This window comes from Sphingomonas sp. RS6 (genome assembly GCF_054489705.1).
This window is the reverse complement of sequence record NZ_JBTMWM010000009.1, coordinates 52583-78142: the sequence shown is the minus strand read 5'-3', so window position 1 is coordinate 78142 and position 25560 is coordinate 52583. Positions and strand designations below refer to the sequence as shown.

Sequence of the window (25560 nt, the reverse complement as noted above, 5' to 3'; positions counted from 1 at the left end):
AGGCTACGGCGTCGATCCGCGCGTCGGCAAGTGCCGCGTGCAGCGAACAGGTATACATTGGTACGCCGACCCCAACAGCCCCGCTCGCAAAGGTCAATAGCATAATCGTAAAGATTTTTTGCTCACCGCGCGAGTGCGGTTGCCGAATAGGACTTATATTGGTTACACCCTTTCACGCGGTGCGAGCGACCGCGAGGCAGAGGGGACGGGCAATGACGGCAATCATCGGGCGCGGCAGGCATCTCGGCTGGGTGGCGCTGTTGCTCGCATCGACGGCCTATGGCCAGGTCGCGCCGCTCACGCCGATTCCGGCGTCTACAGTTCCCGGCAAGGGCAGCTACACCGTCGCAAACGGCGCAAAAATCGCGACACCGACCGGTGACACTGGCGCCGCCGCAGCTGCGCGCGTGCTGGCCGCGCATGTGAAGACGGAGCGCGGCCTTGCCCTTTCACTGGGCGGCGACACGGGCGCGATCCGCTTCGAACGCGACCCCGCGATCGCCGGTGCGGAGGCGTACCGGCTGACGGTGGACAGTCGCGGCGTCCGCATCGCCGCGTCAGGCGACGCCGGTCTGGTCTATGGCGCGATGACGCTGGCACAGCTGGCCAGCACCGACGCCGCGTTCGGCAAGCCGGCCCGCATCGCCGCCGTGACGATCGACGATGCCCCCCGTTTCGCCTGGCGCGGCCTTCTGGTCGATGTCGCCCGCCACTTCCAGCCGATCGAGTTTCTTCAGACGCTGATCGACCAGATGGCGTCGGTGAAGCTCAACACGCTGCACCTTCACCTTACCGACGATCAGGGGTGGCGGTTCGAGGTGAAGCGCTATCCGAAGCTTACCGAGATCGGCAGCCGGCGCACGCCCCCTTCGGCCGGCGGCGCGCCGGGGCCGGATGTCGGCGGCTTCTACACGCAGGATCAGTTGAAGGCGCTGGTCGCCTATGCCGCCGAACGCGGCGTGACGATCGTGCCGGAGATCGATCTGCCCGGCCATGCAACCGCGCTTGTCGCCGCCTATCCCGAACTCGGCGTGCTCGGCGATCGGCCGCCGGTTTCCAATCACTGGGGGATCGATCCCTATCTGTTCAATCCCGGCCCGCAGGGCATCGCCTTTGTGAAGGAAGTGCTCGATGAACTGATGGCGGTGTTCCCCGGCACCTATATCCATCTCGGCGGCGACGAGGCGGTGAAGGATCAGTGGCAGCGCTCGCCGGAGGTACAGGCGCAGATCAAGGCGCTGGGCGTGAAGGACGAGAATGCGCTGCAAAGCTGGATGATCGACCAGTTCGGCGCCTATCTGGAACAGCATGGCCGCCGCCTGATCGGCTGGGACGAGATTCTGGAAGGCGGCGTCCCCGCCTCCGCCTCGGTGATGTCTTGGCGCGGTGAAAAGGGCGCGATCGAGGCCGCGAACAAGGGCCACGACGTCGTGCTCTCGCCCGCGCCGATCCTCTATCTCGACAATCTTCAGGCCGACAGCGGCGACGAGCCGCCGGGCCGCCTGAATGTCCAGTCGCTGGCGATGGTCTATGGCTATGAGCCGATGCCCGCCGCGATCGCCGCCGACAAGGCGCACCATGTGCTCGGCGCGCAGGGCAATGCCTGGAGCGAATATCTGGTCACCTCCTATCAGGTGCAGCACGCGATCTTCCCCCGCGCCGCCGCCATCGCGGAAATGACGTGGAGCGCGAAGGGCAAGCGCGACTTCGGCGATTTCGTCACGCGCCTGCAACCGCAGATCCGCCGCTGGCGCCGGTCGGGCATCGAGGTCGCGGACAGCGCCTTCGCCGTCGACTACAAGCTGCAGGGCAGCCGCGGCGATGCGCTAAGGGCAAACAAGGTGCAGGTGGCGCTCGCCAGCCAGACCGGCTTCGGCACGATCCGCTACACGCTCGACGGCAAGGCGCCGACCGCGACGTCGCGGGCATATACCGCGCCGCTGACGGTGAAGCCGGGCACGACGATCCTCGCCGCCGCCTTCGATGCCGCCGGGGCGCCGGTGGCCGCGCCCCGCCGTTTCGACAGCAGCGCTGCGGCGCTGCTCACCCGCACCAGCGCGACCATGGCCCCCTGCCCCGTCGGGTCGCCGCTCATGCTGCGCGTGCCGCTCAACCCCGATGCCACCACCGGCCCGGCGTTCAGCGTCAACATCTTCAACACGTGCAGCATCTATCCGCAGGCGCCGATGGACCTCGCGACGGGCTTCACCGTCGATGTCGCCCGCCTGCCGCGCAACTGGGCGCTGGCGCATGATTATGGCGCCGTTCAGCGCACTTACAGCGTCACGCCCTATGGTGAGCTTGTTGTCACCGCCCGGTGCCAGTCAAAGGACAAGGCTACGCCGCCGGTTGCCATCGCCGCCTTCCCGCTACCCGATCCCGCCACTGCGCCGCAGCAGTTCCGTTTTACCGGCACCCTGCCGAAGCTCGCAGGAGACGAAGACCTTTGCTTCCAGTTCACCTCGCCGATTTCCGACCCCTTCTACGCCGTCGACCGCGTCGTGCTGACGGAGGACGCGCGATGAAGGCGCGCACGCTCGCGCTCCTCCCGCTGCTCGCGCTCGTCACCCCGGCATGGGCCGATCCGCGCCAGTCGCTCTCGCTCGACGGCGCCTGGGAGGTCCGCATCGATCCCAGCGATGCCGATGCCGCCAAGGCACATCCGAAGGAAGCGGTGTGGTTCCCGGCCAGGGTGCCCGGCAGCGTCCAGCAGGATCTGATCGCCGCCGGCCGCGTGCCCGATCCGTACAAGGGCATCAACGAAGCGCCGATCCAATGGGCCGGCCTCACCCGCTGGCAGTTCCGCCGCACGCTCACTGTCACGCCCGAAATGCTCGCGCGCGATCACCTCGATCTCGTGTTCGACGGGCTCGACACCTTCGCGACGGTGACGCTCAACGGCCGCACGCTGTTGGAGACCGACAACGCACACCGCCGCTGGCGCGTGGACGCCAAGCAGGCGCTGAAGGCGGGCGCGAACGAACTGATCGTCACCATCGCCTCGCCGATCAAGACGTTGCAGCCGATGGTGCTGGCGGAGAAATTCCCGCTGCCCGGCGAATATGATTCGGCGTTCGGCGACGAGCCCAAGGGCAAGCAGACCTCGCCCTATATCCGCAAGCCGAAATATCAATATGGCTGGGATTGGGCGCCGCGCCTCGTCAATATCGGCCTGTGGCGGCCGGTACGGCTCGAGGCGTGGGACGACGCCCGGATCGATGGCTTCCGCATCGATCAGGAAGCGCTCAACCCCGACGAGGCGCGGCTGGTCGCGCGCTGGACGATCCTCGGCGATCGCGCCCGCAGCATCACCGTCCGCACCCGCGTCACCGGCCCCGACGGCAAGGCTGTGGAGGCGGCGCGCGTGCTCGCGATCGGCGCGGGCGAAAACGCCGTCAGCGTGCCGCTCACCGTGCCCAAGCCGCAGCTCTGGTGGCCGGTCGGCTATGGCGCGCAGCCGCTCTACACGGTCGAAGCGACGCTGGAGGAAGACAGCACCGTCAGCGATCATGTCACCCAGCGCATCGGCCTGCGCACGGTCGAGTTGCTGACCCAGGGCGACGGCTTCGGCTTCCGGATCAACGGCGTTCGCATCTTCGCCAAGGGCGCGAACCTGATCCCGTTCGACATGTTCCCCAGCGCCGTCGAACCTGCGCGAATGATTAGCATTCTCAAAGATTCGCGCGATGCGAACATGAATATGATTCGCATCTGGGGCGGCGGCTATTATCTCGACGACGCCTTTTACCAGGCCGCCGACGAGCTCGGGCTAATGATCTGGCAGGACTTCATGTTCGGCGGCGCCGTCACCCCGCCCGATGCCGCCTTTCGCGAAAATGTCCGCATCGAGGCCGAACAGCAGGTCGCCCGGCTCCAGCCGCATCCATCGGTGATCGGCTGGAACGGCGGCAACGAAGTGCTGTCGGGCTGGGAAAACTGGTCCGATCGCAAGGCGTTCAAGAAGAATGTCGGCGCCGACGAGCAGGAACGGATCGGCACCGGCATGGCCGTGCTGTTCGACCGCACGCTGCGCGATGCGGTGCTCAAGGAAGCGCCCGGCAGCACCTATTGGCCCGGCTCGCCCTCCACCGATTATACCGGCCCCACCGATACCGATGCCAATGGCGACCGCCATTTCTGGGATGTCTGGTCGGGATCGAAGCCGGTCGAGAATTATCTGAACAGCTGCCCGCGCTTCATGTCCGAATATGGCTTCCAGGCGATGCCCAACCTGTCGACGATCCGCGACTTCGCCGGCAATGGCCCGCTCGCGATCGACAGCCCGGCGCTCAAGGCGCACCAGAAATTCCTGGCGGGCGAAGGCAATGGCCGGCTCCAGCTCTATCTCGACCAGCGTCTGCGCAAGCCCGCCGATTTCGCCGATCTGGTCTATCTCACCCAGGTCAACCAGATGCAGGCGATCGGCATGGCCGCACGCCATCACCGCGCCTGCGCGCCGATCACGATGGGTTCGCTCTACTGGCAGCTCAACGATGCCTGGCCGGCAATCAGCTGGTCGAGCATCGATTATGACGGCCAGTGGAAGCTGCTCCAGTATGAGGCGCGCCGGATGTTCGCGCCGCAGGCGATCGTCGCCGAGCACAAGGACGGCGCCACCCGCCTCGCCGCCGTGTCCGATGCGACCGGCCTGATCGCCGCCGAATGGCGCGTGCGCGGCTTCACCATGGCCGGCAAGCCGCTGGGCAGCAAAGCCGAGAAGCTCGATCTCTCGCCCGGTTCGCTCGAGCTGGCGACGATCCCCGACGCCGATCTGTTCGGCACCGCGGCGCCCGCGCAGAGCTATGCTGTCGCCGAGCTGTGGATCGGCGGCAAACCCGTTTCGCGCCAGATCATCGAGCGGTCGCTGCCCAAGGACATGGCCTATCCGTTTCCGCGCCTCTCGGTGCGCTGGCACGGCAAGCAGGTGACGGTGAAGGCCGGCGCGCTCGCCCGCGCGGTGATGCTCGATTTCGGCGCCACCGCCGCCCATCCGAGCGACAATGGCTTCGATCTGCTGCCCGGCGAAAGCCGCACGCTCACCATCACGTCCGACGCGAGCCGCGCCACGCTGGCCCGCGCCCTTACCCTCCGTACGCTGGGACCCCGTTGATGCCGTTTCTCCCCCTGCTCCTCCTCGCCAGCGATCCCGATCCGGTCGATGCCGCGATCGCCCGGATGACGATCGAGGAAAAGGCCGCCCAGCTTCAGAGCACGGCCCCCGCCGACGCGCAGATCGGCCTGCCCGCCTATGACTGGTGGAACGAAGGGCTGCACGGCCTCGCCCGCAACGGCACCGCCACCGTCTTCCCGCAGGCGATCGGCCTCGCCGCAACCTGGGACGTCGATCTGCTCCACAAGGTCGGCGACACCGTCGCCACCGAAGCCCGCGCCAAGTTCAACGCGCGCCCGGTGAACGCGGACCGGAAAATCTATGAAGGGCTCACCATCTGGTCGCCCAACATCAACATCTTCCGCGATCCGCGCTGGGGCCGCGGGCAGGAAACCTATGGCGAGGATCCGTTCCTCACCGGCCATCTCGGGGTCGCCTTCATCCAGGGACTTCAGGGGCCGGACCCGGCGCATCCCAAGGTGCTCGCCACGCCCAAGCATTTCGCGGTGCATAGCGGCCCCGAAGCCGGCCGCGACGGCTTCGATGTCGATCCCAGCCCGCAGGACATGGAATCGACCTATCTCCCCGCCTTCCGCCTCGCCATCACCGAGGGCAAGGCCCAGTCGCTTATGTGCGCGTACAACTCGATCCACGGCACCCCGGCCTGCGCCTCGGGCGCGCTGCTCAACGATCGGCTGCGGAAAGACTGGGGCTTTACCGGCCTCACCGTTTCGGATTGCGACGCAGTAGCGAACATCCACCTGTTCCATCACTATCGCCTCGACGCCGCCGCCGCATCGGCTGCCGCGATCAAGGGCGGCATGGACCTCAATTGCGGCACCACCTACGCCGCGCTTCCGCAAGCGGTGAAGCACGGGCTGGTCAGCGAAGCCGAGGTCGACGTGGCGCTCAAGCGCGCGCTCGAGGCGCGCCGCGCGCTCGGCATCGCGTTCGGCGCCGCCAATCCGTGGGGCCGGATCAAGCCGAGCGAACTCGGCACCCCCGCCCGCCGCGCGCTGGCGCTGGAGGCTGCGCGCAAGGCCATCGTGCTGCTCAAGAATGACGGCGATCGCCTGCCGCTCGCCCCCGGCGGCCGCATCGCCGTGATCGGCGCCAATGCCGATGATCTCACCGTGCTGGAGGGCAATTATCACGGCACCGCCAAGGACGCGGTGACGCCGCTCGACGGCATCCGCCGCCAGTTCGGCGCCGACAAGGTCGTCTATGCCCAGGGCTCGACACTCGCCGAGGCCGCCGCGGTGACGATGCCCGAAACCGCGTTCCGCGCCGATGGCAAGCCGGGGCTCAAGGCCGAATATTTCGCCAGCCCCACCGTCACCGGCACGCCGGTCGCCACCCGCCAGGATCGCCGGATCGACTTCAACTACACCCGCGCCGCGCCGCTGCCGGGGCTGAACCCCACCGGTTTCGGGGTGCGCTGGACCGGCGAGTTCGTGCCGCCCGCCGCCGGCGACTATGAACTGGCGATCGACATCCCCGCCTGCTGGAAGGATTGCTCGACGCACGACGCGGTGCGCCTGTGGGTCGACGGCAAACTCCTCCACGATGGCCCGCTCGGCAAGGCGCGCGTGGCGGTGAAGCTCGCCAGCGACGGCCGCCCCGTGCCGTTCCGCATGGAGATCGACCATAAAAGCGAGGATTTCGGCGTCCGCCTGATGTGGCAGCCCCCGGCCGATGCCCTGCGCGACCAGGCGATCGCCGCCGCGAAGGATGCGGACACCATCGTCGCGGTGCTCGGCCTGTCGCCCGATCTGGAGGGTGAGGCGCTCAGCGTCTCGATCCCCGGTTTCGTCGGCGGCGACCGCACCGATATCGCCCTGCCCCGCCCGCAGCTCGAACTGCTCAAGGCGCTGCGCAAGACCGGCAAGCCGCTCGTCCTCGTCCTCACCAGCGGCAGCGCGGTGGCGGTCGATCCCGGCCTCGCCGATGCGATCCTCGAAGCCTGGTATCCCGGCGAGGAAGGCGGCACCGCCATCGCCGAGACGCTGGCCGGCAAGAACAACCCCTCGGGCCGCCTGCCGCTCACCTTCTACGCCTCGGTCGACGATCTGCCCGCCTTCGTCGATTACGGCATGAAGGAGCGCACCTATCGCTACTTCACCGGCAAGCCGCTCTGGGGCTTCGGCCACGGCCTCAGCTACACGCGCTTCGCCTATGGCGACGTGTCGGCAAAGGCTGCCGGCATCGGCCAGCCGGTGCAGGTCAGCGCGAAGCTGACCAATGCAGGCAACCGCAGCGGTGAGGAAGTGGCGCAAGTCTATGTCGTCACGCCGGACGCCGGCAAACCGGGCGGGTTCACCACGCCGGTCCTCCAGCGCCAGCTCGCCGGGTTCCGGCGCGTCGCGCTTCAGCCCGGCAAGGCTGCCAGCCTGTCCTTCACGCTCGATCCGCGCAGCATCAGCAGCGTCGCGCGCGACGGCACCCGCAGCGTGCTGCCCGGCACCTATCGCGTCTGGGTCGGCGGCGGCCAGCCCGGCGACGGACCGGGCGAATGGGCCGAATTCACCCTTGCCGGCAATGCACAGGTACTCCCGAAATGATCGACCGCCGCACCCTGATCGGCTCCGGCCTCGCGCTCGCCGCCACGCCTGCCTTGGCCAATGCCGCGCCCGATTTCACCAGCCGGCGCCCGGCCCCCGCCGATCGCCGCTTTGTCAGCAAGGCGGTCGAGCGCGAAATCCTGCGCGTGTCGCGGCAGATCGCCGATCCCAAGCTCCGCTGGATGTTCACCAACTGCTATCCGAACACGCTCGACACCACGGTGAAGATGGGCGTAGTCGACGGCAAGCCCGATGCCTTCGTCATCACCGGCGACATCGACGCGCTGTGGCTGCGCGACAGTTCGGCGCAGGTTCGCCCCTATCTGCATCTTGCCCGCGAAGACGCCGATCTCCGCCGGCTCTACCACGGCCTGATCGCCCGCCAGGCGCGCTGCATCCTGATCGATCCCTATGCCAATGCCTTTCTCGAGGATCCGAACGGCCGCACCGAACTCAGCTGGGCGCTGCACGACAAGACCGAGATGAAGCCCGGCGTCGCCGAGCGGAAATGGGAGATCGACAGCCTCTGCTACGCGATCCGCCTCGCCCATGATTATTGGAAAGCGACCGGCGATACCGCGCCGTTCGACGCGCAATGGGCCGCCTCCGCACGCGCGATCGTCGCCACCTTCCGCGAACAGCAGCGCAAGCACGGCAAGGGCCCCTATCGCTTCCTGCGCAGCAGCGATCGGCCGACCGAGACGCTGATGCTCGACGGCTATGGCGCGCCCACGCGGCCGGTGGGGCTGATCCATTCGGGCTTCCGCCCCTCCGACGATGCCTGCGTCTATCCGTTCCTGATCCCCGCCAATTACTTCGCCGTCGCCACGCTGCGCGAGCTGGCGGCGCTGGCAATGGCGGCGCGGCAGGATGCGGCACTGGCGAACGACGCTACCGCGCTCGCCGACGAGGTCGCCGCCGCGCTCCGCGACTATGGGACGATGCGCCTCCGCGACGGGCGAGAGGTGATCGCCTATGAAGTCGACGGCTTCGGCAACGCGATCTTCATGGACGATGCCAACGTGCCCTCGCTCTCCAGCCTCGCCTATCTGCGCTGCCTCGATCGCGCCGACCCGCTGTGGCAGCGCACCGCCGACGCGGCGTGGAGCGATGCCAATCCCTATTGGTCGCGCGGCAAGGTCGTCGAAGGAATCGGCGGCCCGCATGTCGGGCTCGGCCAGGTCTGGCCGATGTCGTTGATTATGCGGGGTTTCAACCATGACGGCGACATGCGAACGCTTCGCAATATGCTGAAAATGATTAGCAATAGCGATGCTGCCACGGGCTTCATCCATGAAGCGGTCGATCAGGACGATCCCTCGAAGTTCACCCGCGACTGGTTCGCCTGGGCCAATGGCCTGTTCGGCGAACTGACCCTCCATCTCGCTGCCGTGCAACCCAAAATCCTTCAGGAAACGCTGTGATGATTTCCCGACGCCATCTGCTCGCCACCAGCGCGATCGGATTCGCTGCTGCGGCCGCTCCACGCGCCGCCCTTGCGCAGCCGATGCGGCGGGGCACGCCCAATCTGTTCATCGGCACCGGCGGCACCGGCCACACCTATCCCGGCGCCACCCTGCCCTTCGGGATGGTGCAACTCAGCCCGGACACGGGCGTCGAGCGCTGGGAGACCTGTTCGGGCTATTATCACAGCGACGGCTCGATCCTCGGCTTCTCGCACACCCATTTGTCGGGCACCGGCATCGGCGACATGCTCGATCTGCTCGTTGTCCCTGGCCGGGGGCCGGTGGTGCTCCAACCCGGCACACGCGAAGCGCCCGACGCGGGCTATCGCCTGCGTTACAGCGACGAGCGCGCCGAACCCGGCTATTATCATGTCGCACTTGAAAACGGCGTCCGCGCCGAACTGACCGTCACCGAACGAACCGGTTGGCATCGTTACACATTTCCGGCCGGCAAGGGCCATTTGCTGCTCGATCTGTCGCACCTCGTTCTCGACAGTTCGGATAGCCCGCCGCTGATCGCCGATGCCGCCTTCACGATCGAGGACGACGGCACGATCACCGGTCAGCGACAAGTTTTCCGCTGGGCCAAGGGCCGCAAGATCTTTTTCGCGCTCCAGATGTCGCGCCAGCCCGATTCGATCACGCTCTATGCCGATGACGACGCCGAACAACCGGCCGGCAGCCGGCGCATCACCGGGCGGCGACTCAAGGCTGTCCTTCACTATGACGATGCCGGAAACGCGCCGATTCTCGTGCGTTGCGGCATTTCCGGCGTCGATGTCGCCGGCGCCCGCGCCAATCTTGTCACCGAAGCGAGACATTGGGACTTCGATGCCGTGCGGCGCGATGCCACCGCCCGGTGGCAACCGGCGCTCGATGCCGTCCGCGTCGAAGGCGGCAGCGACGATCAGCGGACCATCCTGTCCACCTCGCTTTACCATGCACAGCTCGCGCCGACGCTGTTTTCGGACGTCGATGGTCGCTATGTCGGCATGGACGGCCAGATCCACACCGTCCCCAGCGGCGGCGCGGCCTATAGCACCTATTCGCTGTGGGACACGTATCGCGCGCTCCACCCGCTCCTCACGCTGATCGCGCCCGATCGGGTGAAGTCGCTGGTCGATGACATGATCCGACAAACCGCCCAGTCCCCCTATGGCCCGCTGGTCTGGCCGCTCCAGGGCAAGGAAACCGGCACGATGATCGGCTGGCACGGCGTCGTGCCGCTCGCCGAGGCCCAGGCCAAGGGGATTCCGGCCGATTATGCCGCCGCCTGGCCGGCGATCCGCCGCCGCAGCTTCGATTTCACCGCGCCGGACAGGGACAACAGCAAGGGCCGCGATCTCTACGACCGCATGGGCTATGTCCCCGCCGACAAATGGTTCGAAAGCGTCAGCCGCACGCAGGAATATGCCTATGACGACTGGGCATCGTCGCACCTCGCCGCCGCGATCGGCGAAAAGGGCGATGCCGAGCGGCTGCGCAAGCGTTCGGGCAACTGGCGCAACGTGATCGACGGCAGCATCGGCTTCGCGCGCCCGCGCTTCGCCGATGGCAGCTGGTGGACGCCGTACGACCCCATTCAGCTCGGCCATATGCCCAAGCCCTGGTGGCGTGACTATACCGAGGCGAATGGCTGGCAGGCGACGTTCCTCAACCAGCACGACGTCTATGGCCTGATCGCGCACATGGGCGGCGACGCGAAGTTCGAGGCAAAGCTCGATGCGCTGTTCAACGCGCCCTCCACCCTGCCCGACAATGCGCCACCCGACATTTCCGGGCTGGTCGGCCAATACGCCCATGGCAACGAGCCCGATCAGCACGCCGCCTATCTCTATGCCTATGTCGGCGCCCCCTGGAAGACGCAGGCGATGGTGCGGCGGCTGGGCGTCGAGATGTACAAGAACGATCCCGACGGCATTATCGGCAACGACGATTGCGGCCAGATGAGCGCCTGGTTCATCTTCTCGGCGCTCGGCTTCTATCCGGTCGATCCCGTCGAGGCGGCCTATGTGTTCGGGTCGCCGCTGTTTGAGCGTGCCGAGGTGATGGTCGGCAAGGGTCGCAAGCTGGTGATCGAGGCGCCGGGCAACCGCGCCGACACGCCCTATGTCGCGGCGGTGCAGTGGAACGGCAAGCCGTGGCGCAAGAGCTGGATCGCGCACGCCGATCTGGTGAAAGGCGGCACGCTGCGTTTCACCATGTCGGATAAGCCGAACCCCGCCTTCGGCCGTGCGCCGGCGGATCGGCCGCCGTCCAACGGTCGCACGCCCGCCTGATGCTGCTCGCCGCTACGCTTCTGGCCTCGGCTCCCTGCGTCGCTGCCGGCGCGGGCGGCGAAGTCGCGGCCGATCTCCTGCGTGAGCGGCTGGCCGAGCAGCATGCGCCGTGCGCGCATGTGCTGCTCGCGTCGCAGGACGCGGTGGCGGCATCGCTGCCCCCCGCGCATCGCGCCGCGTGGCGCAAGGTCGCGCCAGGGCGTCTTCCGCGTGAGGGCTTTGCGGTGCGCCGGATCGGTGACACGCTCGTCATCACCGCCCGGGGCACGCGCGGCCTCGTCTACGGCGCCGGCTGGTATCTGCGCACCGGCGCGCGGCCGCTGCGCTACGACAGCGCCCCCGCCCGCCCCGTCCGCCTCACCCAGATCGGCTACCGCGCGAAGAACAACAGCTACGATGCCTGGACCCTGGCAATGTTCCGCCGACGGATCGAGGATTTCGCGCTGTGGGGCGCCAGCGGCGTGCAGGTGATCGCGCCAGTTTCCGACGACGCCGCCACCAGCCCGCTCTTCCCCGCTCCGCCGCTCGAAACGCTGCGCGGAATCGGTGAAATCGCGCACAGCCTCGGCATCGATTTCGCGCTCTACTACCCCAATCTGCACGATTATGTGACGCAGTCCCAGCGCAACGACGAACTCGCCCGCTTCCGCACCTTGCTCAGCCAGCTGCCGCGCGTCGACGCGCTCTACATTCCCGGTGGCGATCCCGGCCATGCCGCCCCCGCCAATCTGTTTCCGCTCGTCGCCGAACAGGCGGCCGCGCTCCACGCCCGCAATCCCGCCGCCAGCGTCTGGATTTCCACCCAGGGCTTCGACGCGGCCGGGCTCGACGCCTTCTACGCGCAGCTCGCCCGCCGCCCCCGCTGGCTGACCGGCATCTTCGCCGGCCCGCAGACGCGCGATCCCGTCGCCGTCCAGCGGCGCCACCTGCCCCGCGGCTACCAGTTGCTGCTCTATCCCGATATCGCCCACACCATGCACGCGCAGGTGCCGGTCGATCGCTGGAGCCCCGCCTTCGCGCTGACCGAGGGGCGCGAGCCGATCAACCCGCGTCCGCGCGCGATGGCGGCGCTGTTCCGCCATCTCGATCCCGGCAGCAGCGGCTTCATCACCTATTCCGAGGGGGTGAACGACGATGTGAACCAGTTCCTCTGGTTCCGCCTCGGCTGGTCGCCAGGCGTCACCCCGGACGCCTTCGCCGCAGACTATGCGCGCATGTTCATCGGCGATCCTGCGGCGGCAAAGGCGATCTTCGCGCTCGAGGACAATTGGAGCGGCGATCCGGCGACAAACTCCGCCATCGATGCCACCCTCGCCCTGGTCGACCGCCTTGCGCCGGCGCCCTGGGCCGACTGGCGTGTCGACGCGCTTCGCTACCGCGCGGTCTATGACGCGATCGTCCGCCACCGCCTGATCGCCGCCCGCGCCCGGGAGGCTGCCGCGCTCGCCGCACCGGACGCCGCCGCCGCCCGCGCCCGCCTTGCCGAGCCCGATCCCGCGCCGGTTCCCGCGCTCCGCGCCCGCCTGTTCGCGCTCGCCGAGCGGCTGTGGCAGCGCGCGCGGCTCCAACTCAGCGTGAAGCTGTACGGCGCCTCCAATGTCGAACGCGGCGCCAATCTCGATCGCGTCGATGTCGAGCTGAACGACCGCGTCTGGATCGAGCAACAGCTCGCCACCCGCACGCCCGCGGAACTGGCGGACCATGCCCGCACCCGCGACGGCGCGCGCTATGACGATCTCGGCGATCCCTGGAACGCCCCGCATCTCGTGCGCGGTTCCAGCCCGCTTGCCGATCCGCTCCGCTTCCACGGCGTGGTCGAGGGCATTGCCGATCGAACCCCGAACGACGGCTGGCGGATGTCGTGGATCAGCTATGCCGAAAGCCTCTACGATTCCCCACTGCGGCTCCATTACACCGGCCTGGACCCCAAGCGCCGCTATCGCCTGATCGCCACCTATGCGGGCGAGGATTACTGGCTGCCGATGCGGCTCGTCGCCAATGGCGGCATCGAGCTCCACCCGCCGCTCAATCGATCGAGCAATCCGATGCTGGTCGAACTCGAAATCCCTCACGCCGCCACGCGCGGCGGCACGCTCGATCTCGCCTGGACGCGGCCACCCGGCATGGGCGGCAGCGGCCGTGGCCATCAGGTTGCCGAAACCTGGCTCATTCCCGAACCTCTCGCTGGAGAAACACCATGACCGAATTTTCGCGCCGTGCGCTGGTCGCCGCCGGGCTCAGCGCCGGCATCGCCGCGCCTGCCCTGGCCCGCCCCGGCGCCACCCGCATCGCGGCGCCGCGCCCCTATGGCGCCACCCCCAGCGCGCGCCAGTGGAAATGGCACCAGCGCGAGCAATATGCCTTTGTCCACTTCTCGATGAACACCTTCACCGACAAGGAATGGGGCTATGGCGACGAAGACCCCAAAACCTTCAACCCCACCGATTTCAGCGCGGACCAGATCGTCGCCGCCGCGCGCGCGGGCGGGCTGCGCGGGATCATCCTGACCGCCAAGCACCATGACGGCTTCTGCCTCTGGCCGACCCCGCTCACCGAGCATTGCATCCGCAACAGCCCCTACAAGAATGGCAAGGGCGATATCGTCCGCGAGTTCTCGGACGCCTGCGCGCGAGCCAAGATGCCCTTCGCGATCTATCTTTCGCCCTGGGATCGCAATCATGCCGATTATGGGCGCCCCGCCTATATCGACTATTACCGAGCCCAGCTGACCGATCTCTGCACCAATTATGGCCGCCTCTACGAAGTGTGGTTCGATGGCGCGAATGGCGGTGACGGCTATTATGGCGGCGCGCGCGAGACGCGGAAGATCGACGCCCCCGCCTATTACAACTGGCCGTCGATCGTCGCGCTGGTTCACAAGCTCCAGCCCGATGCCTGCACCTTCGATCCGATGGGCTCGGACATCCGCTGGGTCGGCAATGAGGACGGCATCGCCGGCGATCCCTGCTGGCCCACCATGCCCACCCATCCCTATGTGCAGAGCGAAGGCAATTCGGGCGTTCGCAGTGCGCCGCTCTGGTGGCCGGCGGAGACCAATACCTCGATCCGTCCCGGCTGGTTCTATCACTCGGACGAGGATTCGCGGGTGAAGAGCCCCGAGCGCCTCATCAAGCTGTTCGACGAATCGGTCGCCCGCGGCACCAACATGAATCTCAACATCCCGCCCGATCGTCGCGGCCGCATTCCCGATCAGGACGTCAAGATCCTCAAGTCGTTCGGCGATGCGATCCGCGCCAGCTTCGCGACCGATCTCGCCAAGGGCGCGGTGGCGCATGCCAGCCATGTCCGTGGCCCCGGATTCGAGCCGGCACGCGTGCTCGATGGATCGCGCGAAACCTATTGGTCGACCGCCGACGGTGTGAGGACACCCACGCTGACGCTCGACCTCAAGCCCGGCACGCGCTTCGATCTGATCCGCCTGCGCGAATATCTGCCGCTCGGCGTGCGCGTGACGCGGTTCGCGGTCGATGCCGAGATCGACGGCCGCTGGCAGCAGCTTGCCGAACATGAGTGCATTTCGGCCCAGCGCATCATCCGCCTGCCCGCCCCGATCGCGCCGCGCCGCGTGCGGCTGCGAATCGTCGACGCGCCCGCCTGCCCCGCAATCAGCGAATTCGCGCTGTTCCGCTCGGTCGCGCCGGTGCCGGTCGCGCCGATCGTCTCGTCGGACCCGACCGTGCTCGATACCAGCAAGTGGCGCGTCAACGAGGCAAGCGGCCCGGGCGCCGAAAAGCTGCTCGATCGCGATCCCGGCACGATCTGGATTCTGCCCGCGCCCAAGCCGCAGGCGCCGGTTCAGGTCACGATCGACATGGGCGACGCGCTTCTGCTCGCCGGCTTCAGCCTCACCCCGTCGCGCCACGTGATGACCGATGCCGCGCCGCCAAAGGGTTACGTCGCCGAGACCAGCGTCGACGGTACCAATTGGGATCCAGCGGCGACCGGCGAGTTCTCCAACATTGCCTATGCGCTCTCGACCCAGCGCATCGCCTTCACCCGTGCCCGGGAGGCACGCTATCTGCGACTTCGCTTCGCCGAGACCGCAGTCGACGAACCCAAGCTCGCCATTGCCGAAATCGGCGGATTTACGTCGATTCGGCGATAAACGCCGGGTAAACGGGACCCGAGATGCACGCGCGCCGGGGCCGCTTCAGCGGTGCCCGGCGCGTTGCCATCAGGCCACAGCAACGCAGGAAAATGTCCCGTCCAGCAGGCTTCACTGCCATATATGAAACCAATTTTCGGTTTTGGTATTGTATTGATGTAGGACCTATGACAACCTCTTGGCTATCGGATGACATGCAAATGACGCAGCGTCCGGCGCATGGATGCAGCAGGGGCTGCGCCGACAAGGGGATGCAACGATGGACGTCGCTCGACGCCGGAGTTTGAAGATCGGTCTCGCCGCATTGACGGCAGTCCCGGCACGTGCCGCCATCGCGAAGCCCGCCAGCCGCGAAGCCTTCATCGTCTCCACCTGGGATTTCGGCGCCGCCGCCAACGCCGCGGCCTATCTGCAATGGAAAGCCACCGGTTCGCTGCTCGACGCCGTCGAAGCCGGCGCGCGCGTGCCCGAAGCCGATGCGGCCAATCACTCGGTCGGCCTTGGCGGCTATCCCGATCGCGACGGCCATGTCACGCTCGACGCGATCATCATGGACGATCGCGGCCAGGTCGGCGCGGTGGCGGCGCTCGAGGATATTCTCCACCCGATTTCCGTTGCGCGCCGCGTGATGGAACAGACGCCGCACACGATGCTCGTCGGCGAAGGCGCGCGCCAGTTCGCGCTGTCGCAGGGGTTTCCGAAAACGGTGCTGCTGACGCCCGAAGCCGAGGCGGAATGGCGCAAATGGCTGAAAACGGCGAAGTATCAGCCGATCGCCAATATCGAGAACAAGCGCGGCTCGGCGCTCGACCATGACACGATCGGCATCGTCGCCTGCGACGCGAACGGCCGGCTGGCGGGTGCCTGCACCACCTCCGGCATGGCGTTCAAGCTGCGTGGCCGGGTGGGCGATTCGCCCCAGGCCGGCTGCGGCCTGATGGTCGAACCAGGCGTCGGCGCGGCCACCTCGACGGGGGTCGGGGAAGAAGTCACGCGGATCGCCGGCTCGGCTCGGGTCGTGTCGTCGATGCGCGCGGGCATGTCGCCGATGGCGGCGTGCCGAGAGGCGGTGGCACACATCGCCAAACTCCGCGGCGATGCCGTGAAGGACGCGCAGGTCGCGTTCCTCGCGATCGATCACCACGGCCGGGTGGGCGCCTACGCGCTCCAGCCGGGATTTACCTATGCGGTTACCGATCCCTCCGGGGAGACGGTGGTTCGGGCCGCAGCCAGCCTGATGGGGGGCGGCAAATAGGTTTCGCATTTTCGGGTCAGGGAAGGGGAGAACACGAATGTCGGGTTTCAATCGTTCGCTTTTGAATTCTGCCGCCGTCGCGGCACTGGCGCTCTCGCTTGGGCACGTCGCACCGGCGATGGCACAGAGCAGCACCGCACAAAATGACGATTCCGGTCAGAGCGAAATCGTCGTCACTGGCATTCGCAAGAGTATCCAGGACTCGATCGAAACTAAACGTAATGCGAACTCGATCGTCGATGTGATCAGCGCCGAAGACGTTGGCAAATTCCCTGATAACAACATCGCTGAATCGCTGTCGCGCCTGCCAGGCGTCACGGTCGATCACCAATTTGGTGAAGGTGAACAGCTTTCGATCGCTGGCGTCGAACCCGCGCTGAACCGCCTGACCATCGACGGCCATTCGATCGCCTCGGCCGATTGGGGCGGCAACCCTTCGGATCGCTCCAGCCGCACCTTCAACTATTCGCTGCTGTCGCCGACGATCATCAGCCAGGCGATCGTCTACAAGACGCCCGAGGCGCGTCTGCAGGAAGGCGCGATCGGCGCCAGCGTCGACGTCGTCACGCGCAAGCCGCTCGATCTCAAGCCCGGCACCCTCGCCTTCAACGGTGGCTATGAATATAACGACCGCGCCGACAAGGGCAGCTTCCGCGGCTCGGGCCTTTACAGCTGGCATAACGAAGCCGGCACGATCGGCATCCTGGTCGGCGCCAACTACGACAAGGAACAGCTCGCCCGCGCCGGCGTCGCCAGCTACTGGTATCGCACCGGCGATGCGCTGCTCGACAATGCACCGGACACCGCGACGTTCAACGGCAAGACCAAAGCCGAAATGACCGATGCGGAAAAGACCGCGTTCGGCAACGCCCGCTATGCCTCCTTCCTGGCCCGCGAATATTTCCGCCAGGAACGTGAGCGCATCGGCTTCAACGGCACGATCCAGGTCAAGCCGGTCGACAATCTGACACTCACCGGCACCGCGATGGTGATCCGCGGCAATTACGACAACGTCTCGAACTCGATGTACACCTATGGCTACGAAGGCTCGCGGCTGATTTCCGCAACCTCGGTTGCCGGCAAGGATGGCAGCCCGGGCGTCGTCGACTCCGCCACGTTCGGCGGCATCACCAGCGGCACCGGCTCGACCGGCCAGCTCGATACGCTTTATCGCCGTACGCGTGTTAAGAACGACTCCTATGCCATGCTGCTGGACTGGAAGCCGGGCGGCTGGGAAGTTACCGGCAATGTCGGCTACACCAAGGCGTCGGGCGGCAAGGATCCCGAATATCTGCTCGACTTCCGCACGCAGCAGGGCTTCACCGCAGGCGCCAATGGCCAGAGCACGACCGTCAACTGGGACTCCCCCGCGACCGACGCCAGCAAGTGGCTGAGCAACTATACCGCCAATGGCGGCGAGACGATCACCGCGCCTGACGGCACCACGTTCTTCGGTCGTCAGATCGGCGGTGTGCCCACCCAGTCCGGCTTCACTGTCGACAAGGAATGGTTCGGCGAGCTGAACTTCAAGCGCGACGTCGAATGGGGCCCGATCACGTCGCTTCTGTTCGGTGGTCGCTACGTCGATCACACCAATAGCAACACGACCTACTCTAACGCGATCTACACCGATCAGGACTTCACCGTCGCCGATCTCAACCCCACGATCCGCAGCGCCGATCTGTATAGCGGCCTCGGCACGTCAGGGAACGGCATCCCGTTCGCCGGGCTGGACAAGGACGCGATCATTGCTGCGCTGGAGAAGTATGGCAACTTCTCGATAGATCGCGGCCTTTCGCAGAGCGATTATTGGCTCGTGAAGGAGCGGATTGGCGCCGGCTATGTCCAGGCGAACTTCGAATTGGGCAAGTTCCGCGGCAATCTCGGCGGGCGCTTCGTTCACACCGAAGATCAGTCGAATTTCTACCTTCAGAGCGGCGGCACCTATGCGCTGACGCGAGTGACCAACGACGACAATCGCTTCCTCCCGGCGTTCAACCTGATCTATCAGGCGGGCGAGGACGTCGTTCTTCGTGGCTCGATGGCCAAGGTGATCGCGCGCCCGCGTTACAGCGATCTCGCAGGATCGATCTCGCTGGACGACACGACGCGCTCCGGCAGCGGCGGCAATCCCGATCTGAAGCCCTATGCGGCAACCAATTTCGGCTTCTCGACCGAATGGTATTTCGCACCGGGCAGCTTCCTCGCCGGCGAAATCTTCTATCGCGACATCTCGAACTATATCGGCAACGAGGTTGACGATGGCCCGGATGGCGATGGCGTGCCGTTCACGAACACCGTTACCGGCCAGACGCTGAAATACTCGATCAGCCGGCCGGTGAACGGCGGCAAGGCATCGGTGACCGGCTTCTCGATCTCGGGCAACGCCAACCTGCTCTGGGGCTTCGGCATCCAGGCGAACTACACCTTTGCCGACGCCGATACGCAGGCCGCCACCGGCCTCCCGTTCCTGTCTCGCGACACATACACCCTCTCGCCTTATTTCGAGAAGGGACCGTTCCAGGCGCGTCTCAGCTACAATTATCGGTCGAAGTATTTCTATCGCTTCGGTCGCCAGCAGTCGCAGGATTACACGGACTCCTACCGTCAGCTCGACGCGCAGATTTCGTATAATCTGAACAAGGCGATCTCGCTGACCGCAGCGGCGTCGAACCTGCTCGACGAAACCTATTATCAGTACAGCTCCACGCCGGACGCACCAACCTCGATTTACAAGAACGGTCGCGTATTCTCGTTGAGCGCGTCGATCCGGATGTAATTTCCAGAGCATCGGCGAGCGCCTGCTATGTAGGCGCTCGCCCTGTTCAACAAGGAAAGCATCCAATCACTTCACCAAAGGGGAACCTATGTTGCGAATGAACAAACTGTTGCTTGCGAGTACCTGTGTTGCCGGCCTACTTGCGATGCCGGCATTTGCGCAGGAGACGACGTCGACGGATAGCGCGCAGACCAGCACGGCCGATGCCGGCGACGCGATCATCGTCACGGGCTCGCGCATCAACCGCCCGAACATGACCGCCGCGGCACCGATCCAGTCGGTCACGTCGGAGGCGATCCGGCTTCAGGCCGCCGTCAACATCGAGGATGTGCTGAATCGCATCCCGCAGATCGCGCCGGACAGCCAGCAGAACTATCAGGATTCGGACGGCCGCCAGCGCATCAAGCTGCGCAACCTCGGCTTCGAACGCACGCTCGTCCTCGTCGACGGCAAGCGCCTCGGCACGATGAACGGCCAGGACGTCAACATGATTCCGACCGCGCTGATCAAGCGCGTCGACGTGCTCACCGGCGGCGCCTCGGCCGTTTACGGTTCGGACGCGATCGCGGGCGTCGTCAACTTCATCATGAACGACGATTTCGAAGGCGTTCAGCTCAACGCGAACTACAATTTCTACGCCCACCAGAACAAGGCGGGCCTGGTTTCGGAAGTCGCCAGCCAGTACAACTTCTCGCAGCCGAGCCACAGCTTCGTCACCGATGGCGGCCGTGCCGACCTGTCGATCGCGGCCGGCAAGAAGCTGTTCGAAGATCGTCTGCACCTCTCGGGCTATGTGAACTACCGCAAGGCGGACCTGGTCCCCTATGACGCGCGTGAGACCTCGGGTTGCCAGCTCGTCCAATCGACGGTCGACGGCCCGTTGACCTGCACGATCTCCACCTACACGCAGACCGGCTATGTCTCGCCGCGTACCGGCGCCGCGTCGGGCAACCAGTATGTCAACAATCCGGACGGCTCGCGCACCTTCGTGCCGTACAGCAGCGCCGTCGCAACCAATCCGTATGACGGCTATTCCTTCCAGCGTCGCTCGGAGCGCTGGAACGCCGGCGGCTATGCCTCGTACGAAATTTCGGACGCGGCGACCGTCTATGCCAATGCGATGTGGTTCCGCGACAAGTCGGCCAACCTCTATCCGGCACGCGTTTACAGCTACACCGCCTATGGCGACACGCCCTATCAGGTGAACTGCGACAACCCGTTCCTGTCGAGCTCGCAAGCACAGACGATCTGCGGCTCGGCGGCCGGCACCTCCACGATGGTTCCGATCGAACTGCGCTATCGCTTTAGCGGCGTGCCGGACCTCGAAGACCGTTACGTCAACGAAGGCACCCGCGTCAGCGGCGGCGTCCGCGGCAATATCGCCGAGGGCTGGAGCTATGACGTCGGCGGCGTTTATGCTCGCAACCAGCAGGATACCAGCTGGGCGCTGCCGTCGTTCGATCGCATCAACAAGGCGCTCAACGTCGTCAACGTCAACGGCGTGCCGACCTGCGCGTCGGGCACGGCCGATGGCTGCGTGCCCTTCGATCCGTTCAGCGCCTATTCGACCACGAACAACACCACGTTGTTCAACTATCTGGTCGACGGCACCTACGGCACTACGACGAACCTCACCGAGCTATATGATGGCATCGCCACGGTTCAGGGCGATCTCGGCACCTATGGCATCACCAGCCCCTGGGCCGAACAGGGCGTCGCGATCGCGCTCAGCGCCGAATATCGCGAAGACCATCTGAAGAGCTACGCCGATGCGCTTTGGCGCGAACAGAATGGCGGCAGCGATGCCAACTACACCCAGAATGTCTGGGAAGGCATGGTCGAGCTCCAGGCGCCGATCATGGAGCGTCGTCCGTTCGCCCATCTGCTTCAGCTGAACGGTGCCGCTCGTCTGTCGAAGTACAGCACCAACCCGCAGACCTTCACCACCTGGAAGGCCGAAGCGGTCTGGGCGCCGATCCCGGACATCACGTTCCGCGGCTCGATCAATCGCGCGCAGCGCGCACCGACGGTCGTCGAGGCTGCTCAGGGCGCAAACACCAGCTATGGCCGGATCACCACCGCCTATAACGACATCTGCGCTCCGACGGTGACGTACACCACCGATCCGGTTTCGGGTCAGCAGGTGCCGAACTATGGCGCACCCGTTGCTTCGCGCGAAGTCTGCGCGGCAACCGGTCTCGCCGACAATCTGTACGGCAGCACCACGCTGCTGTGCCCGACCGACGTCGGCTGCACCTATCGCAGCGGCGGCTTCACGGTCGATCCGGAAACGGCGTACACCAAGACCTTCGGCATCATCCTCAAGCCGCGCTTCCTGCCCGGTCTGACGCTGTCGGTCGATCGCTTCCTGATCGATCTCAACGACTCGATCGGCTATAACGACTACGCCTATTTCTCGAACGGCTGCGCCGCCACCGGCAGCGACTTCTTCTGTAAGATGTTCGTCCGCAACGCCGATGGCACGCTGTACAGCACCCCCGGTGACAACCCGACAACGGGCTATATACGCCAGGGCACGACGAACTATTACAAGAGCAAGTCGCACGGCTGGGACTTCCAGGGCCAGTATAATCTGGGCCTCGGCAGCGCCGGTCGCCTCGACTTCGACTTCGCGGGTTCGCTCGCCACCTATCTCGGTGGGCAGGATTCGCCGATCCTCGCCAAGTATAACTGCGCGGGCGGCTATTTCGGCGGGCCGTGCGGCCAGCTGATCCCGAAGTGGACCCACACGCTGCGCAGCACCTACACCACCCAGGACGGCGTGTTCAGCGCGTCGCTCAACTGGCGCCACCTGAGCGGCCTGACCAACGTCACCAACTCGGGTGATCCGGCGCTCGGCTGGGTCGAGGGTGGCGAGCGTGAGACGTTCGCACGCATCCCGGCCTACGACTATTTCGATCTGGCGCTGAGCTTCCGCGTCAACCAGAACTATTCGTTCCGGGTCTCGGCGAACAACATCCTCGACAAGACGCCGCCGATCCTTGCGAACTCGTACAATTACGGCCTGTCGCGCAGCAACACGCTGTCGGCGCGCTACGATTCGCTCGGCCGTCAGATCGCCGTGGGTGCGACGATCAACTTCTGACGCAACAACCGTTCCCAAGTGCCTGCGCCCGCCTCTTCGGAGGCGGGCGTTTTTTTGTGCGCGGCGGCAGTCTTGACCGCGCGCCTCAAACCGATCAGATGCGCCGATACGCTGCCGCCCTGGCCGCAAGCGTATCGGCGCCGGTTTAGCTCAGCTGGTAGAGCAGCGGTTTTGTAAACCGAAGGTCGCGGGTTCGATTCCTGCAACCGGCACCATTTCTCGATCCCAGGAAATCCCATACGGCTTTGTAAACCGCAGAAATCTGCGGTATTTTTTGGCCGTCCGGTTCGTGATCGCTCGTTCAGTTCCACTGAAGCGCAAGGCCAAGTGGGGCCCTTTTCCCAAGATTGCGGACCTAAAATTTGGCATGAGGCCCCACCCGGTCGGGCTTCGCTGCGAAAGGCCCGAACCATGGCGCTGAGCGATATCGCAATTCGAAAGGCCAAGACTCGCGACAAGGCCTACAAGCTCTACGACGAGCTCGGCCTGTTTCTCGTCGTGTCGCCGTCCGGCTCCCGCCTTTGGCGCATGAAGTACAAGCGCCACGGCGTCGAAAAAAAGCTCAGTTTCGGCGCTTACCCCGAGGTAGGCCTGCGCGACGCGCGCAATCTGCGCGACGACGCCCGCGAACTTCTCGCAGAAGGGAAAGACCCCGCTCTGGAGCGGCATCGCGAGAAACTTCGGAGGGAAGCGCTTGCGGACATTACCTTCACCCGAGTCGCCAACGAATACTGCTCGAAGAGACGGCGTGATGGTGACCGGGCGTGGGCTCCTGCAACCGCGTCACGCAGCGAATATCTCCTCAGCCTGCTCGACAACTCGATCGGCAAGATGCCGATCCATGAGATCGAGCCAATCGATGCGCTCGCCGCGATCCGGAAGATCGAGAAGCGCGGCAAGTTGGAGACCGCACGGCGCACCCTCCAGTTGGCGAGCGCCGTGTTCCGCTACGCGATCGCTACTGCCCGATTGAAGTCCGATCCGACACGGGACCTACGTGGCGCGTTATTGACGCCGACCGTCACGCATTATGGCGCCGTCACCGAAGCGAAGGATGTCGGCAAGCTGCTGCGCGCCATTGACAGCTACGAAGGCCAAGGAATGACCAAATGGGCACTGCAGCTAGCGCCCCATGTGTTCGTCCGCCCTGGGGAATTGCGACATGCCCGGTGGGAGGAGATCGACTTGGACGCCGCTGTGTGGACCATCCCGGCCGAGAAGATGAAGATGCGCAAGCCGCATCATGTCCCACTCTCGACCCAGTCGATTGCCATCCTGCTGGAAATCCGGTCGATCACCGGGCGAAATGGCTATGTGTTCCCGTCAATGCGGTCGCGCACGCGGCCGATGTCGGACAACACGCTCAACGCTGCACTTCGCCGCCTGGGATATTCCAGCGACGAGATGACGGCACACGGCTTCCGGGCGATGGCGAGCACCTTGCTGAACGAATCCGGCAAATGGTCCTACGACGCCATCGAACGCGCGTTGGCGCATGGCGACAGCGACAGGGTCCGCGCGGCTTACCATCGCGGCAGACACTGGAAGGAACGCGTGGCCATGGCACAGTGGTGGTCGGACCTGCTGGATAGCCTGCGCAACGGGGCGACTATCCTGCCTTTTCCTGAGGCGATGGCTTGCTAGGTGCTTTGGCCCTGGCCGGACTCACATCTACCTCCAGAAACCCCAGAAAACCGCCACTTTTCAAATCCCCAAAATGCCGTGGCCCACTCGTGGCCCACCAAAAATTTCGGTCCGAAACCCGGACACGAACCTTTGCCCCACCGACCTTTGTGATTATTCCTCAATGCGTTTCATGATGCCATTTGGATCGATGCCGCAGGGTCGTCGCAAGAGGCGGAACGACGCCACGTCGTGCCCGCGAGGGTCAAATAGCTGGCGATGGTTCAGCTGAATGCAGCCGCAATCTCTCGCGGCGCAATGCCGACAATCGTTGCGTGTTGCGGCCCAGCTCGCTTCTTTAGGCGCCGGACCAGCGGGAATGGCGCTGGCTTTGAGGGATAGCTGCGAAGAGTGCTGGCGAGGGGCAATGCCTCAGAGCTGGCGGACCAAGCGCACCCCCACGCGCGGGCGCCAGGCTTCGTCGGTTCGCCAAGTCGCGCCGATCCCGGCCTGCACGTCCAGCCGCGGCTTCAACGACTGGTGGAGCTGCGGCATCACCAGCACCGACCGCTCGCGCCCGAGCCGCACATTGACCTCCACGCCCAGCGTCGTCGCGTCGCTCGCATCGTAGAAGCTCGTGTGATTGACCAGCAGCGCGCGCTCGGAGCGTCCGGCGCTGCTCACATCGCCGATGCCGATCATGCTCAGGGTGCTGACCCGCCGGTTGAAGCGGTTGCCTAGCACGTACAGCAGCGAGCTTTCCCAGCGCCGCTCCGCTCGATTCCACACGCCGAGATACTGCACGCCGTGGATGCCCCGCCCCTGGTTCAGCAGTCCGAACGTGCCTTGCAGCCCGATCTTGTACGCGGTGACGTGCCGGCCTTCGAGCGGGAGCTCCAGCTCCACCGCGAAGCCGTCCGCCACCGCCAGCTCGATCTCGGGCGCCCATTCGGTCGTGCGATCGGGCCCGGACAGGTTCTGCTGCGCCAACGCGTTGACTTCCAGCTCGCCGCGCTTCGCGCCGAGCGGCCGAACTAGGTCGAACACCATCGGCTCGGCGATAGTGGGGGCGTTCTGCGCGCCTGCCGGAATCGCGCCGGCCAGCGCAATTGCGACCAGCAGCGCGCCGCCCGTCCAGCGTTTCATGAGGTTCGCCATCGCTGCGCTTTCCTACCGAAGGCGGCCGGAAGTGGCCGAAGCGGCGGCGCTAGGTTGATCGCGCTTACACGGACCTTACACGGCGCTGGTGCGATGG

Annotated in this window: 12 protein-coding genes and 1 tRNA gene; 12 read left to right on the top strand and 1 reads right to left on the bottom strand. The window is 65.7% G+C overall.

The genetic code is table 11. The annotated features are described in order from the left end of the window. The first annotated feature begins 212 nt into the window (after positions 1-212). The 12 genes from ACX40Y_RS14955 to ACX40Y_RS14900 all read left to right on the top strand — a co-directional run bounded on the left by ACX40Y_RS14955 (position 213) and on the right by ACX40Y_RS14900 (position 24326). The gene (locus tag ACX40Y_RS14955) at positions 213-2525 is read left to right on the top strand and encodes a beta-N-acetylhexosaminidase (protein ID WP_459120367.1); all 2313 of its coding nucleotides are present in this window, start codon (positions 213-215) and stop codon (positions 2523-2525) included. Further along, positions 2522-5110 carry a beta-mannosidase gene (locus ACX40Y_RS14950; protein ID WP_459120366.1) on the top strand — a complete coding sequence of 863 codons (2589 nt, stop codon included), beginning with the start codon at positions 2522-2524 and terminating at the stop codon, positions 5108-5110. The genes ACX40Y_RS14955 and ACX40Y_RS14950 overlap by 4 nt, the downstream gene beginning before the upstream one ends. Next, the gene (locus tag ACX40Y_RS14945; protein ID WP_459120365.1) at positions 5110-7671 is read left to right on the top strand and encodes a glycoside hydrolase family 3 C-terminal domain-containing protein; all 2562 of its coding nucleotides are present in this window, start codon (positions 5110-5112) and stop codon (positions 7669-7671) included. The genes ACX40Y_RS14950 and ACX40Y_RS14945 overlap by 1 nt, the downstream gene beginning before the upstream one ends. Continuing rightward, on the top strand, positions 7668-9095 hold the full coding sequence (locus ACX40Y_RS14940) for a glycoside hydrolase family 125 protein (RefSeq protein ID WP_459120364.1): 1428 nt from the start codon (positions 7668-7670) through the stop codon (positions 9093-9095). Before ACX40Y_RS14945 ends, ACX40Y_RS14940 begins: the two co-directional genes overlap by 4 nt. Continuing rightward, on the top strand, positions 9095-11416 hold the full coding sequence (locus tag ACX40Y_RS14935; RefSeq protein ID WP_459120363.1) for a GH92 family glycosyl hydrolase: 2322 nt from the start codon (positions 9095-9097) through the stop codon (positions 11414-11416). The genes ACX40Y_RS14940 and ACX40Y_RS14935 overlap by 1 nt, the downstream gene beginning before the upstream one ends. Next, positions 11416-13617, top strand: coding sequence for a hypothetical protein (locus tag ACX40Y_RS14930; RefSeq protein ID WP_459120362.1), 2202 nt, complete (start codon positions 11416-11418; stop codon positions 13615-13617). The genes ACX40Y_RS14935 and ACX40Y_RS14930 overlap by 1 nt, the downstream gene beginning before the upstream one ends. Next, positions 13614-15542: an alpha-L-fucosidase gene (locus ACX40Y_RS14925; protein WP_459120361.1), complete on the top strand. Its 1929-nt coding sequence runs from the start codon at positions 13614-13616 to the stop codon at positions 15540-15542. The genes ACX40Y_RS14930 and ACX40Y_RS14925 overlap by 4 nt, the downstream gene beginning before the upstream one ends. 259 nt (positions 15543-15801) lie before the next feature. Next, the gene (locus ACX40Y_RS14920; protein ID WP_459120360.1) at positions 15802-16797 is read left to right on the top strand and encodes a N(4)-(beta-N-acetylglucosaminyl)-L-asparaginase; all 996 of its coding nucleotides are present in this window, start codon (positions 15802-15804) and stop codon (positions 16795-16797) included. A gap of 37 nt (positions 16798-16834) precedes the next feature. After that, positions 16835-19576, top strand: coding sequence for a TonB-dependent receptor (locus tag ACX40Y_RS14915; protein ID WP_459120359.1), 2742 nt, complete (start codon positions 16835-16837; stop codon positions 19574-19576). Between the two features lie 145 nt (positions 19577-19721). Next, positions 19722-22682, top strand: coding sequence for a TonB-dependent receptor domain-containing protein (locus ACX40Y_RS14910; protein ID WP_459120358.1), 2961 nt, complete (start codon positions 19722-19724; stop codon positions 22680-22682). 139 nt (positions 22683-22821) lie between these two features. Continuing rightward, positions 22822-22897 (top strand) — tRNA-Thr (locus tag ACX40Y_RS14905). A 196-nt stretch (positions 22898-23093) separates the two neighbouring features. Then, positions 23094-24326 carry a tyrosine-type recombinase/integrase gene (locus tag ACX40Y_RS14900; protein ID WP_459120357.1) on the top strand — a complete coding sequence of 411 codons (1233 nt, stop codon included), beginning with the start codon at positions 23094-23096 and terminating at the stop codon, positions 24324-24326. A gap of 411 nt (positions 24327-24737) precedes the next feature. Here ACX40Y_RS14900 and ACX40Y_RS14895 read toward each other — a convergent pair whose 3' ends face one another. Beyond that, complete coding sequence (locus tag ACX40Y_RS14895) at positions 24738-25451, bottom strand: hypothetical protein (RefSeq protein ID WP_459120356.1); 714 nt, start codon at positions 25449-25451, stop codon at positions 24738-24740. Positions 25452-25560: the final 109 nt, after the last annotated feature.

Bases quoted from the DNA above. Each gene is read 5' to 3' on its own strand.
- ACX40Y_RS14915 (WP_459120359.1), top strand. From the start codon at position 16,835: ATGTCGGGTTTCAATCGTTCGCTTTTGAATTCTGCCGCCGTCGCGGCA.
- ACX40Y_RS14895 (WP_459120356.1), bottom strand. From the start codon at position 25,451: ATGAAACGCTGGACGGGCGGCGCGCTGCTGGTCGCAATTGCGCTGGCC.
- ACX40Y_RS14910 (WP_459120358.1), top strand. From the start codon at position 19,722: ATGCCGGCATTTGCGCAGGAGACGACGTCGACGGATAGCGCGCAGACC.
- ACX40Y_RS14900 (WP_459120357.1), top strand. From the start codon at position 23,094: ATGGCGCTGAGCGATATCGCAATTCGAAAGGCCAAGACTCGCGACAAG.
- ACX40Y_RS14930 (WP_459120362.1), top strand. From the start codon at position 11,416: ATGCTGCTCGCCGCTACGCTTCTGGCCTCGGCTCCCTGCGTCGCTGCC.
- ACX40Y_RS14935 (WP_459120363.1), top strand. From the start codon at position 9,095: ATGATTTCCCGACGCCATCTGCTCGCCACCAGCGCGATCGGATTCGCT.
- ACX40Y_RS14920 (WP_459120360.1), top strand. From the start codon at position 15,802: ATGGACGTCGCTCGACGCCGGAGTTTGAAGATCGGTCTCGCCGCATTG.
- ACX40Y_RS14950 (WP_459120366.1), top strand. From the start codon at position 2,522: ATGAAGGCGCGCACGCTCGCGCTCCTCCCGCTGCTCGCGCTCGTCACC.
- ACX40Y_RS14925 (WP_459120361.1), top strand. From the start codon at position 13,614: ATGACCGAATTTTCGCGCCGTGCGCTGGTCGCCGCCGGGCTCAGCGCC.
- ACX40Y_RS14940 (WP_459120364.1), top strand. From the start codon at position 7,668: ATGATCGACCGCCGCACCCTGATCGGCTCCGGCCTCGCGCTCGCCGCC.
- ACX40Y_RS14945 (WP_459120365.1), top strand. From the start codon at position 5,110: ATGCCGTTTCTCCCCCTGCTCCTCCTCGCCAGCGATCCCGATCCGGTC.
- ACX40Y_RS14955 (WP_459120367.1), top strand. From the start codon at position 213: ATGACGGCAATCATCGGGCGCGGCAGGCATCTCGGCTGGGTGGCGCTG.